A 15,326-nucleotide genomic window follows, 5' to 3' on the forward strand; every position below is an offset into this window, starting at 1 on the left:
GGCCGGATGACCGGGCGGAGGGTTTTGGTTACTTTTGCCCGCAAAAGTGACTCGCCCGGGAGGGCGAAACCAAAAACGTCAGCAAAAACGCGGCAACCCGGAACTGACACCACAACAACCAACACAGGCCAGCCAAATCACACAAACTTGCCAGGGAGTACTGGACGTAGGCTTTGGCGCCGAACTGAGCATGATCCGGCGGACTGTTCGCTGGCGCTCCTGAGTCCGCCCTACGGCGCTGACGCCCAGAACCCCACCGGCGTACTGCTTCTGAGCGTCCGGCGTCCGGGTACGCTCTAAGGGGCCAAGGCTACTCCCATGGACGCAGGCGCACCGATGTATTCCCTCACGCATAAAAAAGCCCGGCACAAGGCCGGGCGCAATGGGTGCCAGAGGCACCCGAAGCAGCGATACTCAGTTCATTCCCAGCCAGTTCGGCAACGCCATGGAAACCGCCGGGATGTAGGTGATCACCAGCAGGAAGCTGATCAGCATCATCAGCCACGGCAGCGCCGCGCGGATCACCGCCGTCAGTGGCATGCCGGTCACCGCCGAGGTGACGAACAGGTTCAGCCCCACCGGCGGGGTGATCAGGCCGATCTCCATGTTCACCACCATGATGATGCCCAGGTGGATCGGGTCGATGCCCAGTTGCATGGCGATGGGGAAGAGGATCGGCGCCAGGATCAGGATGATCGCCGACGGCTCCATGAAGGCACCGGCGATCAGCAGCACGATGTTCACCACCAGCAGGAACTGCCAGGGCTGCAGGCCCAGCTCCACCACCCAGGCGGTGATCTGCTGCGGAATCTGCTCGGTGGTCAGCACATGGGCGAAGAGCATGGCGTTGGCGATGATGAACATCAGCATGATGGTCAGCTTACCGGACTCCAGCAGCACCTTCGGGCACTCGCGCCAGGTCAGATCCTTGTACACGAACAGGGCGACGAAGCCGGCGTACACGGCGGCCACGGCGGCCGCTTCGGTCGGGGTGAACATGCCGGTGTAGATACCACCGAGGATGATCACCATCAGCAGCAGGCCCCAGAACGCCTCACGGGCGGCACGCAGCCACTCGCGGAAGCTGGCGCGCGGCAGAGCCGGCAGCTTCTTGATGCGCGCGACGATGTAGATCGCCACCATCAGCACCACACCCAGCAGCACGCCCGGGATCACCCCGGCCATGAACAGCTTGCCCACCGACTGCTCGGTGGCGGCGGCATAGACCACCATGACGATCGATGGCGGAATCAAGATGCCCAGGGTGCCGGCGTTACACACGATGCCGGCGCCGAAGGCCTGCGGGTAGCCGGAGCGCACCATGCCGGCGATGGCGATGGAACCGACCGCCGCCACGGTGGCCGGCGACGAGCCGGACAGTGCGGCGAACAGCATGCACGCCAGTACCGCGCCGATGGCCAGGCCACCGCGGATGTGGCCGACGCAGGCGTTGGCGAAGTCGATCAGACGCTTGGCCACGCCGCCGGTGGTCATGAAGGCGCCGGACAGCAGGAAGAACGGAATCGCCAACAGGGTGTAGTGCTCGCTGGTCTCGAACAGCTTGATCGCCAGCGAACGCACCGAGTCTGGGCTGAACAGCATGATGGTGATGGAACCGGCCAGGCCGAGCGAGGCGGCGATCGGCACGCCGATGAACATCAGCAGGAACAGCAGCAGGAAGAGGAATAGAACGGTCATTATTTGCTCTCCTCGTGCTCGTTGACCTTCAGCGCGTCGGCGGCTTCGTCAGCCAGGCCCAGGCCGGTCTGCTGGTCGCGCAGGATGCGCACGAGAATTTCCGTGAAGCGGATGAACACCATGGCGTAGCCAAAGGGCACGATCATTCCGATGTGCCATTGCTGGATACCGTAGTGGCCCAGGTCTTCGGCACCGATGCCGGCGATGAACAGGGTACGCACCCAGTCGAAGCTGCCGACGGCGATCAGGCCGGCATAGCCGAGGCAACACAGGCAGGCGATCACGCCGATGATGCGCTGGATGCCGCGCGGGGCCAGCTTGACCAGGGCGTCGACGCCGATATGGCCGGCAGTGCGCACGCCGTAGGCCAGGCCGAAGAAGATCAGCCAGCCGAACAGGGCCTTGGTCAGGGCGCTGCTCCAGGTCATGGCCTGGGCCGCACTGAGGATGACATCGCCGATGCTCAGCAGGGTTTCGTTGCCGCCGAAGGTGTCACCCAGCCAATAGAAAACGGTATAGAAGTTGTTGAGGATCACGTAGACGAAGGTGATCAGCGTCATGGCGCCCAGCAGAAAGGCGATGAAACCTTCCTCGAAGTGCTCCCAGACGCGCCGCAAGGCGTTCATGGATGGTTCTCCCGAATGGAAAGGGCGTAGGGTGGACCGATACCGGCCCACCGTTTACAGCAGAACGACGCCCGTCGCGGGCGTCGTGGTGGGTCAGAACTGTAGCGTTCTGCCCACCCTACGGCTCTCCGGCCTTATTGCTGGTTGGCGCCTTGCGCTGCCTTGATCAGGTCCGCGCCGATCTCGCCCTCGAACTTCTTCCACACCGGCTGCATGGCTTGGCGCCAGTCGTTGCGCTGCTCGGGGGTCAGGGTCAGGATCTCGGTGGTGCCGGCGTCCAGGATGCGTTGCTTGTCGCCCTGGTTCAGCGCGTCGGCCTGCTTGTTCACCTCGACGGTGACCTCGGCGATGATCTTGTTCAGCTCGTCACGTACGTCAGCCGGCAGACCGTCCCAGAACTTGGTGTTGGTGATCAGCATGTAGTCCAGCAGGCCGTGGTTGGACTCGGTAATGTACTTCTGCACTTCGTACATCTTCTGGCTGTAGATGTTCGAGTAGGGGTTCTCGGCACCGTTGACCACGCCAGTCTGCAGGCCTTGGTAAACCTCGGCGAAGCTCATCTTGCGCGGGTTGGCACGCAGCGCCTTGAACTGCTCTTCCAGTACGGCGGAGGCCTGTACGCGGAACTTCAGGCCACGGGCGTCCTTGGGCTCGCGCAGCGGCTTGTTGGCCGACAGTTGCTTGAGGCCGTTGTGCCAGTAGGCCAGGCCGGTGATGCCCTTGTCGGTCATGGAGTTCAGCAGTTTCTGACCTTCCGGGCCCTTCTGGAAGCGATCGACCGCTGCCATGTCATCGAACAGGAACGGCAGGTCGAATACCTGCAGTTGCTTGGTGTACTGCTCGAACTTGGCCAGCGACGGGGCGATGATCTGCACGTCGCCGAGCAGCAGCGCTTCCATTTCCTTGCCGTCACCGAACAGCGAGGAGTTCGGGTAGACCTCGACCTTCACCTTGCCAGGCAGGCGTTCTTCGGCCAGTTGCTTGAACAGCATGGCACCCTGACCTTTCGGGGTGTGTTCGGCAACGACGTGGGAGAACTTGATGACGATCGGATCGGCGGCCTGGGCCATGCCGGCGATGGACAGGGACAGGGCGCAAGCCAGCGCCTTGGCAGTGGTTTTGAACATGCGGATGCTTCCTCTTGTTGTGTTTATCGCGTTGACGCCGGTGCGTCGCAACGAACGGACAAGAGCAAGTCTAGGCGGCTGAGGGAAAAACGCCGTGATTGGGCAGCGAGGCCTGGACTTGTACTTGTGGGTTCGCTTGAGGCTAGCTCAGAGCAACCCTTGTGCCAGAGTGCCACTGCTGGGGCTACAGAACCGTGAAACAGTCCTGCAAGGCTCATTTTTGAGCGCTTCGGCAATTGGCTTGCTAGGGCCGGGAGTGGCTTGGCGTGGCTGTCGAGCGATCCGTGGCGGTCTGCTGTGGCGGGTTGCCGCCACTCACTCGAACTCATCTGGCGAGCTTCCGCCAGAGCCGGAGAAGTTCAGGCCGTGCTTGCGCAGTTTGTCGTGCAGGGTCTTGCGGGGAATGCCCAGAGCCTCGGCCAAACTGCGCAATGAACCATGCGGGCGGCTCAGCTCGCCGGCGATCAGGGCACGCTCGAAGGCCTCGACCTGTTCGCTCAGGCCGCCCTGAACCGGCGGCAGGTTGGGCGCGTTGCTGTCCAGGGCCAGTTCCAGGCCCAGGGCGAAACGCTCGGCGGCGTTCTGCAGCTCGCGCACGTTGCCCGGCCAGGGGTGGCGCAGCAGCAGGGCACGCTGGCCAGGTTGCAGCTCGCGTACCGGCAGGCCGTGGCGGGCTGCCGCGCTTTCGCTGAAATGCTGGAACAGTAGCAGGGCATCTTCGCCGCGCTCGCGCAGCGGTGGAATATTCAGCGGCGCGACATTCAGGCGGTAGTAGAGGTCGGCGCGGAAGCGGCCCTGGTCAGCGGCCTGGCGCAGGTCTTCCTTGGTCGCGGCGATGACGCGGATATCCAAGGGGATCAACTGGTTGCCGCCGAGGCGTTCCACCACCCGTTCCTGTAACAGGCGCAGTAGCTTGACCTGCACGTCCAGGCTCATGCTCTCGATCTCGTCGAGGAACAGGGTGCCGCCGTTGGCGAACTCGAATTTGCCGATGCGGCGTTTCTGCGCGCCGGTGAAGGCGCCGGCCTCGTGGCCGAACAGCTCGCTTTCCACCACCGACTCGGCCAGGGCGCCGGCGTTGATGGCGACGAAGGGGCCGTCGCGGCGGTTGGACAGGTCGTGCAGGGCACGCGCCACCACTTCCTTGCCGGCGCCGGTCTCGCCGAGGATCAGCACGTCGGTGGCGATGCCGGCCAGCGCGCCGATCTGTTCGCGCAGGCGCTGCATTGCCGGGGATTGACCGACCAGGCGCCCGGCCAGTTGTTGGCGATCGGTCAGGGCCATGCGCAGGCTGCGGTTGTCCAGCACCAGGCGACGCAGGTCGAGGGCGCGGCGCACGCTGTCGAGCAGGGCATCGTTGGCGAAGGGCTTTTCCAGAAAGTCGTAGGCGCCGGCGCGCATCGCCTGCACGGCCAGGGGTACGTCGCCGTGGCCAGTGATCAGCAGTACCGGCAGCTCGGCGTCCTGTTCGTGCAACTGCCGCAGCAGTTCCAGGCCATCGATGCCGGGCATGCGGATATCGCTGACCACCACGCCGGGCCAGCCAGCGGGAATGCGTTCGGCCAGGCCCTTGGCATCACCCAGGCTGAGCACCTTCAACCCGGCCAGGTCGAGGGTCTGGCTGAGGGCCTGGCGCAGATGGGCGTCGTCGTCGATCAGCAGAACCTGGATACGGCTGTCGATGGCGCTGTCGCTGGTCATGGCGAGGGATCCTCCGGGGGTTGCAGGTTGACGCCAGGGCTGGCCAGGCGCAGGCGCAGGGTGATCAGCGCGCCGCCTTGTGCATGGTTGTCGAGCAACAGCTCGCCGTCCAGGGCGCGCATCAGGCTTTCGCAGATGGCCAGGCCAAGGCCTAGGCCCTGGGCGCTGGTCTTGGTGGTGAAGAAAGGCTCGCGGGCGCGCGCCAGTGACTCGGCGGAGAACCCGGGGCCATTGTCGCGCAGCCGCAGTTCGAGTTGTTCGCCCTGGGTGTGCACGCTGATCCAGATACGCCGTGGCGGCGCCTTGTCGACGAGGGCGTCGAGGGCGTTGGCCAGCAGGTTGCCCAGTACCTGGCGCAGGCGCGTCTCGCCGGCCTGTACCCAGAGGGTGGCGTCCGGCAGGTCGCGGATCAGTTCCACGTCCATGGCGCGGCGGCGTTTGGCCAGCAACGCCAGGGCATCGTCGAGCGCCGGCTGCAAGGCCACGCGCTCCGGGGCATGGCGGTCACGCCGAGCGAAGGCGCGCAGATGGGCGATGATCGAGGCCATGCGTTCGGTCAGCTCGCGGATCAGGCCGAGGTTGGCGCGCACGTCTTCGCCGCGTTGGTGGTCGAGCAGGGTGGTGGCGTTCTCCGCATAGCTGCGGATCGCCGCCAGCGGCTGGTTGAGCTCGTGGCTGATGCTGGCGCTCATGGTGCCCAGGGCCGAGAGCTTGCCGGCCTGCACCAGTTCGTCCTGGGCGCGCACCAGCTCCTGCTGGGCCTGCTCGCGCTCCAGCACTTCCTGCTTGAGGCGGCTGTTGAGCAGTTCCAGATCATGCGTCCGCTCGGTTACGCGCTGTTCCAGCTCGGCCTTGGCGCGGCTGTCGAGGGCGATGCGCTCGAGGTAGTGACGGCGCCGCTGCATCAGCAGGCCGAGCAGCAGCAACAGCACCAGCAGCGCCGTGGCGCCCACCGCCACGGCGCTGCGCACCGGGCGGTCGAGGAGGATGCGCGGAGCGAGGATGTTCACCGTCCAGCCGGTTTCATCCAATACCCGGCTTTGCATCAGCCAGGCGTCTGGGTCGAGATCCAGCGCCGGTGGTGCCTGGGTCGGGTAGGGCTGGTTGGCGGCGATGGCGGCCTGTTCCACGCGATCCAGCGGGCGGCTGGCGTGAAAGCGCCAATCAGGGCGCGAGGTGAGGATCACCACGCCATTGGTGTCGGTCACCAGCAGTTGTTCGGGCGTGTTGCCCCACAGCGTCTCGGTGTGGTCGAGGTCGACCTTGACCACCAGCGCGCCGATGTTGCGCTCGCCTTCACGCACCGGGTAGGCGAAGTAGTAGCCGCGCTTGCCCGAGGTGGTGCCGAGGCCGAAGAAACGCCCCAGGCGCCCGGCCAGAGCTTCGCGAAAATAGGGGCGGAAGGCGAAGTTGCCGGCGACGAAGCTGTCCGGTTTGTCCCAGTTGGAGGCGGCCAGGGTGACGCCACGGCTGTTCATCAAGTAGATGACGTCGGCGCCGGTCTGCGCGCGGGTGCGGGCCAGCAGGCGATTGGCGCCATCGAGGATGGCGGGATCGTCCGGTTCGTAGAGCGCCGCGCGCACGCCCGGCAGGTCGCCGAGAATCTGCGGCAGCACCTCGTAGCGGCGCAGGGTGCCCAGCAGGTTGGCCACGTACAGGTCGAGAGTCTGGCGGTTCTGTTCGATCAGTACGCCGCGGTAATAGCGTTCGGCCAGGTAGTGCACCGGCCACAGCAGCGGCGCGAGCAGCAGTGCCAGGAGCAGCAGGCTGCGCCAGCGGGGGCGATGTAAGGTGGAAGGCGCAATGGTCATGGAGCGAGGACGGGGGCCGAGATGATCGGCGCATTATGCACATTCCCGCCAGCTCTGCTGCCGTTTCGCGCCAACGGCAGCAGGCCCGTGCCTTCAGTCCTGGCGCGCCAGGCAGGCGTCCAGCGCCTGCTCCCACTGCGGCAGGCTGATCTGCCATTCCAGTGCCAGCCGCTCGCCATCCAGGCGCGAGTTGAGTGGCCGTTGCGCGGGGGTGGGGTACTCGCTGGAGGGAATCGGCAGCAGCTCGGCGCAGCGCTTGCCCTGGGCGCGCAGGCGGTCGGCGATGGCGCTGGCGAAGCCGAACCAACTCGTGTGGCCCTGGCAGGTCAGGTGGTAGGTGCCCCAGCGCTGGCGGCCCTGCTGCCACTTGTCGATCAGCTCGGCCGTGGCGCTGGCGATGCTGCCGGCCCAGGTCGGCGCGCCGATCTGGTCATCCACCACCTTGAGCTGTTCACGCTCCTGCAGCAGGCGCTGCATGGTCAGCAGGAAGTTGCGCCCGTGCTGCGAGTACACCCAACTGGTACGCAGGATCAGGTGATCGCAGCCGCTGATGCGCAGGGCCTGCTCACCAGCCGCCTTGCTGGCGCCGTAGACGCCCAGCGGGCGCGGCGTGTCGGCCTCGCGGTAGGGGGTGGCCTTGCTGCCGTCGAAGACGTAGTCGGTGGAGTAGTGGATCAGCGGAATGTCCAGCTCGAAGCAGGCATCGGCCATGGCGCCCGGTGCGTCGGCATTGATGGTGAAGGCCAGCTCGCGCTCCTGCTCGGCCTGGTCGACGGCGGTATAGGCGGCGGCGTTGATGACCAGCGCCGGGCGCTCACGGAGGATGACCTCGCCCAGGCGCTGCGGTTGGGCCAGGTCGAAATCGGCGCGGCCCAGGCTGAGCAACTCATGGCCGGCGAGCGCACGCTGCAGCTCGCGGGCCACCTGGCCGGTATGGCCGGTGATGAGAATTTTCATGGGAAGGTGTCGGCCTCCTCGAATGGCATGCCCTGCTGATCCTTGGCCGACAGTTGTGGCGTCTGCCCGGCCAGCGGCCAGGCGATGGCCAGTTGTGGGTCATCCCAGCGGATGCAGCGTTCGTGGGCGGGGGCGTAATAGTCGGTGGTCTTGTAGAGGAACTCGGCGTGCTCGCTGAGCACCAGGAAACCATGGGCGAAGCCTGCCGGAATCCACAGCTGGCGCTTGTTCTCGGCGGACAGGTGGACGCCGACCCATTGGCCGAAGTGCGCCGAGCCGCGCCGCAGGTCGACGGCAACGTCATAGACCTCGCCGGCGGTGACCCGCACCAGCTTGCCCTGCGCCTGCTGCACCTGATAGTGCAGGCCGCGCAGCACGCCGCGCGCAGAGCGCGAGTGGTTGTCCTGGACGAACGCGTCGTGCACGCCAGTCAGTTCGGCGAAGCGCCGGGCGTTGAAGCTCTCGTAGAAGAAGCCGCGCTCGTCGCCGAACACCTGGGGCTCGACGATCAGGACGTCGGGCAGTTCGGTGGCGATGATCTTCATGCATGTCCCTCGGCGAGTTTGTACAGATATTGGCCATAGCCGGTCTTGCCGAAGGCCTTGGCCTGGCTCAGCAGGCGCGTGTGGTCGATCCAGCCCTGCTGGTAGGCGATTTCCTCCAGGCAGGCGATCTTCAGGCCCTGGCGCTTCTCCACGGTCTGCACGTATTGCGAGGCATCGAGCAGGCTGTCGTGGGTGCCGGTGTCGAGCCAGGCGAAGCCGCGGCCGAAACGCTCGACGCGCAGGTCGCCACGGGCCAGATAGGCATTGTTGACGTCGGTGATCTCCAGCTCGCCGCGCGGCGAGGGCTTGACGGCCTTGGCGATGCGCACCACGTCGTTGTCGTAGAAGTACAGGCCGGTGACGGCATAGCTGGACTTCGGCTGCGCCGGTTTTTCCTCGATGGACAGGGCATTGCCGGCGGCATCGAATTCCACCACGCCGAAGCGCTCGGGGTCGCTGACCCAGTAGCCGAACACCGTGGCACCGCTGGGCTGGCTGGCGGCGCGCAGCAGTTTCTCGGTGAAGTGCTGACCGTGGAAGATGTTGTCGCCGAGGATCAGGCATACCGGGTCGTTGCCGATGAACGCCTCGCCGATCAGGAAGGCCTGGGCCAGACCGTCCGGCGAGGGCTGCTCGGCGTACTGCAGGCGGACACCGAACTGGCTGCCGTCGCCGAGCATCTTGGCGAAGTTGGGCAGATCCTCGGGGGTGGAGATGATCAGGATGTCGCGGATGCCGGCGAGCATCAGCACCGACAGCGGGTAGTAGATCATCGGCTTGTCGTAGATCGGCAGCAGTTGCTTGGATACGCCGAGGGTGATGGGGTGCAGACGGGTGCCGGAACCGCCGGCGAGGATGATGCCTTTCATCGGGCGGATTCCTTAAAGAGTGCCGAGTCGTTGGCCCTGGTAGCTGCCATCCTGAACGTGGCGGCACCAGTCGAGATTGTGCAGATACCAGTGCACGGTCTTGCGCAGACCGCTGGCGAAGGTTTCCTGCGGTACCCAGCCCAGTTCGCGTTCGATCTTGCTGGCATCGATAGCGTAGCGCAGGTCATGCCCTGGGCGATCCTTGACGTAGGTGATCAGCTCTTCGTAACGGCTGACACCGGCCGGCTTCTCGGGCGCCAGCTCTTCCAGCAGGGCGCAGATGGCTTTCACCACGTCTAGGTTCTTCTGTTCGTTGTGCCCGCCGATATTGTAGGTCTCGCCCACCTTGCCTGCGCTGACCACCCTGAGCAGGGCGCGTGCATGATCCTCCACGTACAGCCAGTCGCGAACCTGCTGGCCATTGCCGTAGACCGGCAGCGGCTTGCCCGCCAGGGCGTTGAGAATCATCAGTGGGATCAGCTTCTCGGGGAAGTGATAGGGGCCGTAGTTGTTCGAGCAGTTGGTGATCAGCACCGGTAGGCCATAGGTGCGTTGCCAGGCACGCACCAGGTGGTCGGAAGCGGCCTTGCTCGCCGAGTAGGGCGAACTGGGGGCGTAGGGCGTGGTTTCCGTGAACAGATCGTCGGCGCCGTGCAGATCGCCGTACACCTCATCGGTGGAGATGTGGTGGAAGCGGAAGGCGGCCTTGCGTTCGTCGTCCAGACCCTGCCAGTAGGCGCGGGTGCTTTCCAGCAGGGCGTAGGTGCCGACGATGTTGGTCTGGATGAAGGCGGCCGGGCCGTCGATGGAGCGGTCGACATGGGACTCGGCGGCCAGGTGCATGATCGCCTCCGGCTGGAACTCGGCCAGGGTCTGTGCGACCACGGCGCTGTCGGCGATGTCGGCCTGGACGAAGCGATAGCGCGGGTCGTCGGCCACCTGCAGCAGGGACTCGAGATTACCGGCATAGGTCAGCTTGTCCAGGTTGAGCACCTCGTGCTCGGTGTCCTGTATCAGGTGACGAACCAGTGCCGAACCGATGAAGCCGGCACCGCCGGTGATCAAGATGCGCATGCTGAGCCTTTTCGCTGAGGGGGTAAGTGGGTCTGGGTGCCAATCATAGGCCAGATGGGCGCCTACGCCGAGCGCTCAGGACATGGCGACATGGAGATATGTCGCTGGTTTTATGGCGCCATGAATTAACTGTGCTATTGGTTAAGTAGAATATTGAAATGCCACTATAAAAATGGTTTAGTCGCGTCATGGTTGTTTCGACGAAATTCTGTCGCTGTGGCGAAATGCGAATTATGACTGTCTTTTTTCTGACGTCTCGTGGATTCGAGTCGCAAGTCACGGCGGGGTAGTGGTTTCATGCGTCAGCTGTCGGGTGGTAGTTCATTGCTGGCGCGTCCTGGCTTCATCGAATACTTCTTGGCTGGCTGTCGGCTGTTGCATGGCCTGACGGCGGCATTACCGGGATTGCTGTTGCTGTTGTGGTTTTCCGAAGAACCGGCGCTGACCCACAGCTACGCGGCGGTACTGCTGTTCTTCAGCGTGCTGACGGTAATGATGTTCCAGGCGCTCGGCGTCTACTCGGATGAGATTTTCAGCAACCTGCTGCGTTTTCGGGTGATGTTCTTCGCCTGGTCGGCTGCGTTCTGTCTGATGTTGTTCATGCACCAGGCGCTGTCGATGTTCAATTTCATGCAGTGGTACTACCTGAGCTTCTGGTTCCTGGCCAGTTTCATGGCGTTCGTCGCCGAGCGCCTGCTGATTCTGACGCTGTACCGCTACTGGATGAGCACGGGGCAGTACCTGCAGGCTACAGTGATCCTCGGCGCGACCGATAACGGTGTGCGCCTGGCGGAATTCATGTCGCGTCATCGCGACGTGCGCTCGGGGCTGATCGGTTTCATCGACGATCGCGTCGGGCGTTTGCCCGAGCGCGTGGCGGGGCTGCCATTGCTGGGCAACAGTCTTGAGCTGGAGCGCCTGGTGCGCGAGGAGCGCATCACCCAGGTGCTGGTGGCCTTGCCCTGGTCAGCGGAGAACCGCATCGGCCAGATCGTGCGGGAGTTGCGCAGGTTGCCGGTGAATGTGCTGCTGGTGCCGGACATGCTGGCGTTTCGGCACGCGCGCAATCGCATCACCGAGGTGGCTGGGCTGCCGATGTTCAACGTGTCCGAGCGGCCGCTCGATGGCTGGTCGCCGCTGATCAAACGTCTGGAGGATCTGTGCCTGGCCTCTCTGGCACTGATGCTGGCATTGCCGGTGATGATACTGGTCGCTCTGGCGATCAAGCTCGACTCACCCGGGCCCGTGCTGTTCCGGCAGAAACGCTATGGTTACAACAACAAATTGATCGAAGTGTTCAAGTTCCGCTCGATGTATTGCCACAAGGCCGATGCCAATGCCGAGCGCCAGACCACGCGTGGCGATGATCGCATCACCCGGGTCGGGCGTTTCATTCGCCGCACCAGCCTGGACGAGCTGCCGCAGCTATTCAACGTGCTGATCGGCAGCATGTCCATGGTCGGCCCCAGGCCCCATGCCACGGCGACCAAGGCGGCCGGCATCCTTTTCGAGGACGCGGTCAAGGAGTACACCGCGCGCCATCGGGTCAAGCCGGGCATCACCGGGTGGGCGCAGATCAACGGCTATCGTGGCGAGACCGATACGTTGGAGAAGATCGAAAAGCGCGTCGAGTTCGACCTGCAATACATCGAGAACTGGTCGGTCTGGTTCGACCTTTACATCCTGTTCCGCACCCTGCCGGCGGTTCTGCTCACGCGAGAGGCCTATTGACCATGACTGCCCTGATTCCCTGCATCATCGCCGGTGGCGCGGGAACCCGTCTGTGGCCGGTTTCGCGGGAGGCCATGCCGAAACCCTTCATGCGTCTGGCCGATGGCCGCAGCCTGTTGCAGAAGACCTTCGAGCGGGTCGCCGCCTTGCCCGACGTCAGCCAGTTGCTCAGCGTGATCAACCGTGAGCTGCTGTTTCGCACCCTGGACGATTACCGCGGGCTCAAGTTGCAGTGCCGCGGGCTGGACTTCCTTCTGGAACCCATGGGTCGCAATACCGCTCCGGCCATCGCCGCGGCGGCCCTGCACGTGCTCGAACAGCATGGCGAAGACGCCCAATTGCTGGTGCTGCCGGCCGATCACCTGATTCGTGACCAGGCCGCCTTCGCTGCTGCCGTGGAACAGGCACGAGCCCTGGCTGCAGCCGGCTGGCTGGTGACCTTCGGCATTCGCCCGGATCATCCTGAAACCGGCTATGGCTACATCCGCCAGGGCGAGGCGCTGGAACACGGCGGCCTGCGCGTGGCCAGTTTCGTCGAGAAGCCGGATCTGGCCACCGCCCAGGCCTACCTCGATGGCGGTCAGCACCTGTGGAATGCCGGCATGTTCTGCTTCCGTGCCGATGTGCTGCTGGGTGAACTGCGCGAGCATGCCGCCGCGGTGGTGGAGGGCGTGGAGCGTTGCCTGGCGGCCAGTACCTCGACGGCTGGCAAGCTGGGCGTGCAGTGCGAACTGGATGCCGAGCGTTTCGCCGAGGTGCCCGACATCTCCATCGACTACGCGCTGATGGAGCGCTCGAGCAAGGTGGCCGTGGTGCCTTGCGACCTGGGCTGGAGTGACATCGGCTCGTGGCAGGCGCTGCGTGAGTTGAGCCCGGCCGATGCCAATGGCAACCAGATCCGTGGCGAGGCGGTGCTGCACAACGTGCAGGGCTGCTACATCGACTCGCCCAAGCGCATGGTCGGTGCTGTCGGCGTGCGCGATCTGGTGGTGGTGGATACCCCCGACGCCCTGCTGATCGCCGATGCCCACAACACCCAGGACGTCAAATACGTCGCCCAGGAACTGAAGAAACGCGGCCACGAGGCTTATCGTCTGCACCGTACCGTCACCCGCCCCTGGGGCACCTACACCGTGCTCGAGGAAGGCCCGCGCTTCAAGATCAAGCGCATCATGGTGCGCCCCGGCGAATCGCTGTCGCTGCAGATGCACCACCACCGCAGCGAGCACTGGATAGTGGTCAGCGGCATGGCGCGGGTGGTCAATGGCGAGCGCGACTTTCTGCTCAACACCAACGAATCCACCTTCATTCCCGCCGGGCACAGCCATCGCCTGGTCAACCCCGGGGTGATCGACCTGGTGATGATCGAGGTGCAGAGCGGCGAGTACCTGGGCGAGGACGATATCGTCCGTTTCAACGACATCTACGGCCGTGCGCCGGCCAGCGAGGCCAAGAGCTGATGCGCGTGGCCCTGATCATTCCGACCCGCAATGCCGGCGCGCACCTCGACCGGCTGTTGCCGGCGCTCGCCGAGCAGACCTTGCAGGCGGACGAATTCCTGGTGGTCGACAGTGCCTCGCGTGACGATACCGTGGCGCGCATGCGCGCTGCCGGGGCGCGGGTCGAGGTGATCGAGCCGCGCCAGTTCAACCATGGCGGTACGCGACGCTGGGCCAGCCAGCAGGTGCAGGCCGACGTGTTGATCTACCTGACCCAGGACGCCATTCCGGCCAACCCGCAGAGCTTTGCCCGCCTGTTGGCGAACCTGCTCAGCGAGCCGGACATCGGCGTCGCCTATGGCCGCCAACTGCCGCACGCGGATGCCGGTTTGCTCGGCGCGCAGGCGCGGCGCTTCAACTACCCGCCGCAGTCGCGTACCAAGCGCCTGGCCGATGCCGCCGAACTGGGCATCAAGACCTGCTTCAGCTCCGACTCCTTCGCCGCCTATCGCCGCGAGGCGCTGGAGGCCGTGGGCGGCTTCCCCGAAGACGTGATCGGCAGCGAGGATGCCTACGTCGCGGCGCGCCTGCTGCTGGCCGGTCATGCGGTACGCTACGCCGCCGATGCCGAGGTGCGGCACTCGCACGATTACCCTGTGCTCGACGAGTTTCGTCGCTATTTCGACATCGGCGTGTTCTATGGTCGCGAGCGCTGGATCGGCCAGGCCTTCGGCGCTGCCGGTGGCGAAGGGCTACGCTACGTCAAGGCGGAGCTGCGAACCTTGCAGGCCGCCGGTGCCCTCTGGCGCATTCCCGAGGTGTTGTTGCGCACGGCCTGCAAATTGCTGGGCTATCGTCTCGGTCATCTCGAAGCCCATCTGCCATGCTCCATCAAGCGTCGTCTCAGCATGTTTTCCACTTACTGGACCTAGACCCATGTTCGCTCATACCAAGAAGTCATTCGTTCAGTCCCCTGTCGTCGCTGCCCTGCTGGCGCTGTTGCTGGTCGGTTGCAGCACGCCGGCGCGGGTGCACCTGCCCGACGACGAGGCGCTCAAGCTGCGCCACCAGGAAATCTACAAGCTGGCCGACCTGCCGCCGCCGCAGGTGCGCATCCAGAGTGGCGACACCCTGCGCATCGTGCGTGACGCTCAGGAGCCGGCCGAGCAGGACGATATGTCCCTGTTCGTGGTGCGCCCGGATGGCTACTTCTCCATGCCCTACGTGGGGCTGATCAAAGCCGACGGGCGTACCCCCGAGGACGTGGCCAAGGAGGTCACCAGCAAGCTGAGCAAGATCTACCGGCGGCCCAACGCCACGGTGAACATCGCCATCGCGCCGAGCAACAAGGTGTTCATCGGCGGCGCGGTGCCCAATGCGGCCTTCTTCGATCTGGTCGGCCACGCCACTCTGGAGCAGGTGCTGCTGGCTTCCGGCGGTGTGCTGCCCTCGGCCGACAGCGACAATATCGCCCTGCTGCGTGCCGGTGACGACGGCAAGTACAAGATGTACTTCTTCAGCCTGGCCTCGCTGCTGCAGGACAAGGAGCGACCGATGATCGCCATGCAGCGTGGTGATCTCATCTACGTGCCGCAGTCGGGGATCGGCAGTGCTGTCGAGGCGGTGGACATGTACTTCACGCGGCTTATTCCGATCAACAAAGCCGTTGGTTTGGGTTTCAACTACAACCTCAATCAGCAAGACACCAAGGTTGACCTTAATGTCCCGCGGTGAAATTGAGTTGTTTG

At 64.6% G+C, this 15,326-nt stretch carries 13 protein-coding genes; 4 read left to right on the top strand and 9 right to left on the bottom strand.

Annotated elements, in window-relative coordinates:
- Positions 1–414 precede the first annotated feature (414 nt).
- From dctM to rfbB, 9 genes are all read right to left on the bottom strand, one after another.
- Positions 415–1,698, bottom strand: a complete 1,284-nt coding sequence (gene dctM, locus ACSVIK_RS23170) for a C4-dicarboxylate TRAP transporter large permease protein DctM (protein ID WP_442446502.1) — start codon at positions 1,696–1,698, stop codon at positions 415–417.
- Positions 1,698–2,324, bottom strand: a complete 627-nt coding sequence (locus ACSVIK_RS23175) for a TRAP transporter small permease (RefSeq protein ID WP_442446503.1) — start codon at positions 2,322–2,324, stop codon at positions 1,698–1,700. The genes dctM and ACSVIK_RS23175 overlap by 1 nt, the downstream gene beginning before the upstream one ends.
- A gap of 134 nt (positions 2,325–2,458) precedes the next feature.
- Positions 2,459–3,451, bottom strand: coding sequence for a C4-dicarboxylate TRAP substrate-binding protein DctP (gene dctP, locus ACSVIK_RS23180; protein ID WP_442446504.1), 993 nt, complete (start codon positions 3,449–3,451; stop codon positions 2,459–2,461).
- Between the two features lie 315 nt (positions 3,452–3,766).
- Positions 3,767–5,152 (bottom strand): sigma-54-dependent transcriptional regulator, encoded by a 1,386-nt coding sequence (locus ACSVIK_RS23185; RefSeq protein ID WP_442446505.1) that lies wholly within the window; start codon positions 5,150–5,152, stop codon positions 3,767–3,769.
- Positions 5,149–6,963: a sensor histidine kinase gene (locus tag ACSVIK_RS23190; protein ID WP_442446506.1), complete on the bottom strand. Its 1,815-nt coding sequence runs from the start codon at positions 6,961–6,963 to the stop codon at positions 5,149–5,151. The genes ACSVIK_RS23185 and ACSVIK_RS23190 overlap by 4 nt, the downstream gene beginning before the upstream one ends.
- 93 nt (positions 6,964–7,056) lie before the next feature.
- A complete protein-coding gene (rfbD, locus tag ACSVIK_RS23195; protein WP_442446507.1) occupies positions 7,057–7,920 on the bottom strand; it encodes a dTDP-4-dehydrorhamnose reductase in 864 nt (287 codons plus the stop codon).
- Positions 7,917–8,465, bottom strand: a complete 549-nt coding sequence (gene rfbC / locus ACSVIK_RS23200) for a dTDP-4-dehydrorhamnose 3,5-epimerase (protein ID WP_442446508.1) — start codon at positions 8,463–8,465, stop codon at positions 7,917–7,919. Before rfbC ends, rfbD begins: the two co-directional genes overlap by 4 nt.
- Positions 8,462–9,334 (bottom strand): glucose-1-phosphate thymidylyltransferase RfbA, encoded by an 873-nt coding sequence (gene rfbA, locus ACSVIK_RS23205; protein WP_442446509.1) that lies wholly within the window; start codon positions 9,332–9,334, stop codon positions 8,462–8,464. The genes rfbC and rfbA overlap by 4 nt, the downstream gene beginning before the upstream one ends.
- 12 nt (positions 9,335–9,346) lie before the next feature.
- Positions 9,347–10,408, bottom strand: a complete 1,062-nt coding sequence (gene rfbB / locus ACSVIK_RS23210; protein WP_442446510.1) for a dTDP-glucose 4,6-dehydratase — start codon at positions 10,406–10,408, stop codon at positions 9,347–9,349.
- 297 nt (positions 10,409–10,705) lie between these two features.
- On the opposite strand from rfbB, the gene ACSVIK_RS23215 reads away from it, so the two are divergent.
- The 4 genes from ACSVIK_RS23215 to ACSVIK_RS23230 are packed head-to-tail and all read left to right on the top strand — an operon-like array spanning position 10,706 to position 15,312.
- The gene (locus tag ACSVIK_RS23215; protein ID WP_442446511.1) at positions 10,706–12,139 is read left to right on the top strand and encodes an undecaprenyl-phosphate glucose phosphotransferase; all 1,434 of its coding nucleotides are present in this window, start codon (positions 10,706–10,708) and stop codon (positions 12,137–12,139) included.
- A 2-nt stretch (positions 12,140–12,141) separates the two neighbouring features.
- Positions 12,142–13,599 (top strand): mannose-1-phosphate guanylyltransferase/mannose-6-phosphate isomerase, encoded by a 1,458-nt coding sequence (locus tag ACSVIK_RS23220; protein WP_442446512.1) that lies wholly within the window; start codon positions 12,142–12,144, stop codon positions 13,597–13,599.
- Complete coding sequence (locus ACSVIK_RS23225; RefSeq protein ID WP_442446513.1) at positions 13,599–14,510, top strand: glycosyltransferase family 2 protein; 912 nt, start codon at positions 13,599–13,601, stop codon at positions 14,508–14,510. Before ACSVIK_RS23220 ends, ACSVIK_RS23225 begins: the two co-directional genes overlap by 1 nt.
- A 4-nt stretch (positions 14,511–14,514) precedes the next feature.
- Positions 14,515–15,312 (top strand): polysaccharide biosynthesis/export family protein, encoded by a 798-nt coding sequence (locus ACSVIK_RS23230; RefSeq protein ID WP_442446514.1) that lies wholly within the window; start codon positions 14,515–14,517, stop codon positions 15,310–15,312.
- The last annotated feature ends 14 nt before the right edge of the window (positions 15,313–15,326 follow it).

The organism is Pseudomonas sp. NCHU5216 (assembly GCF_052156495.1).
Lineage (GTDB): Bacteria > Pseudomonadota > Gammaproteobacteria > Pseudomonadales > Pseudomonadaceae > Aquipseudomonas.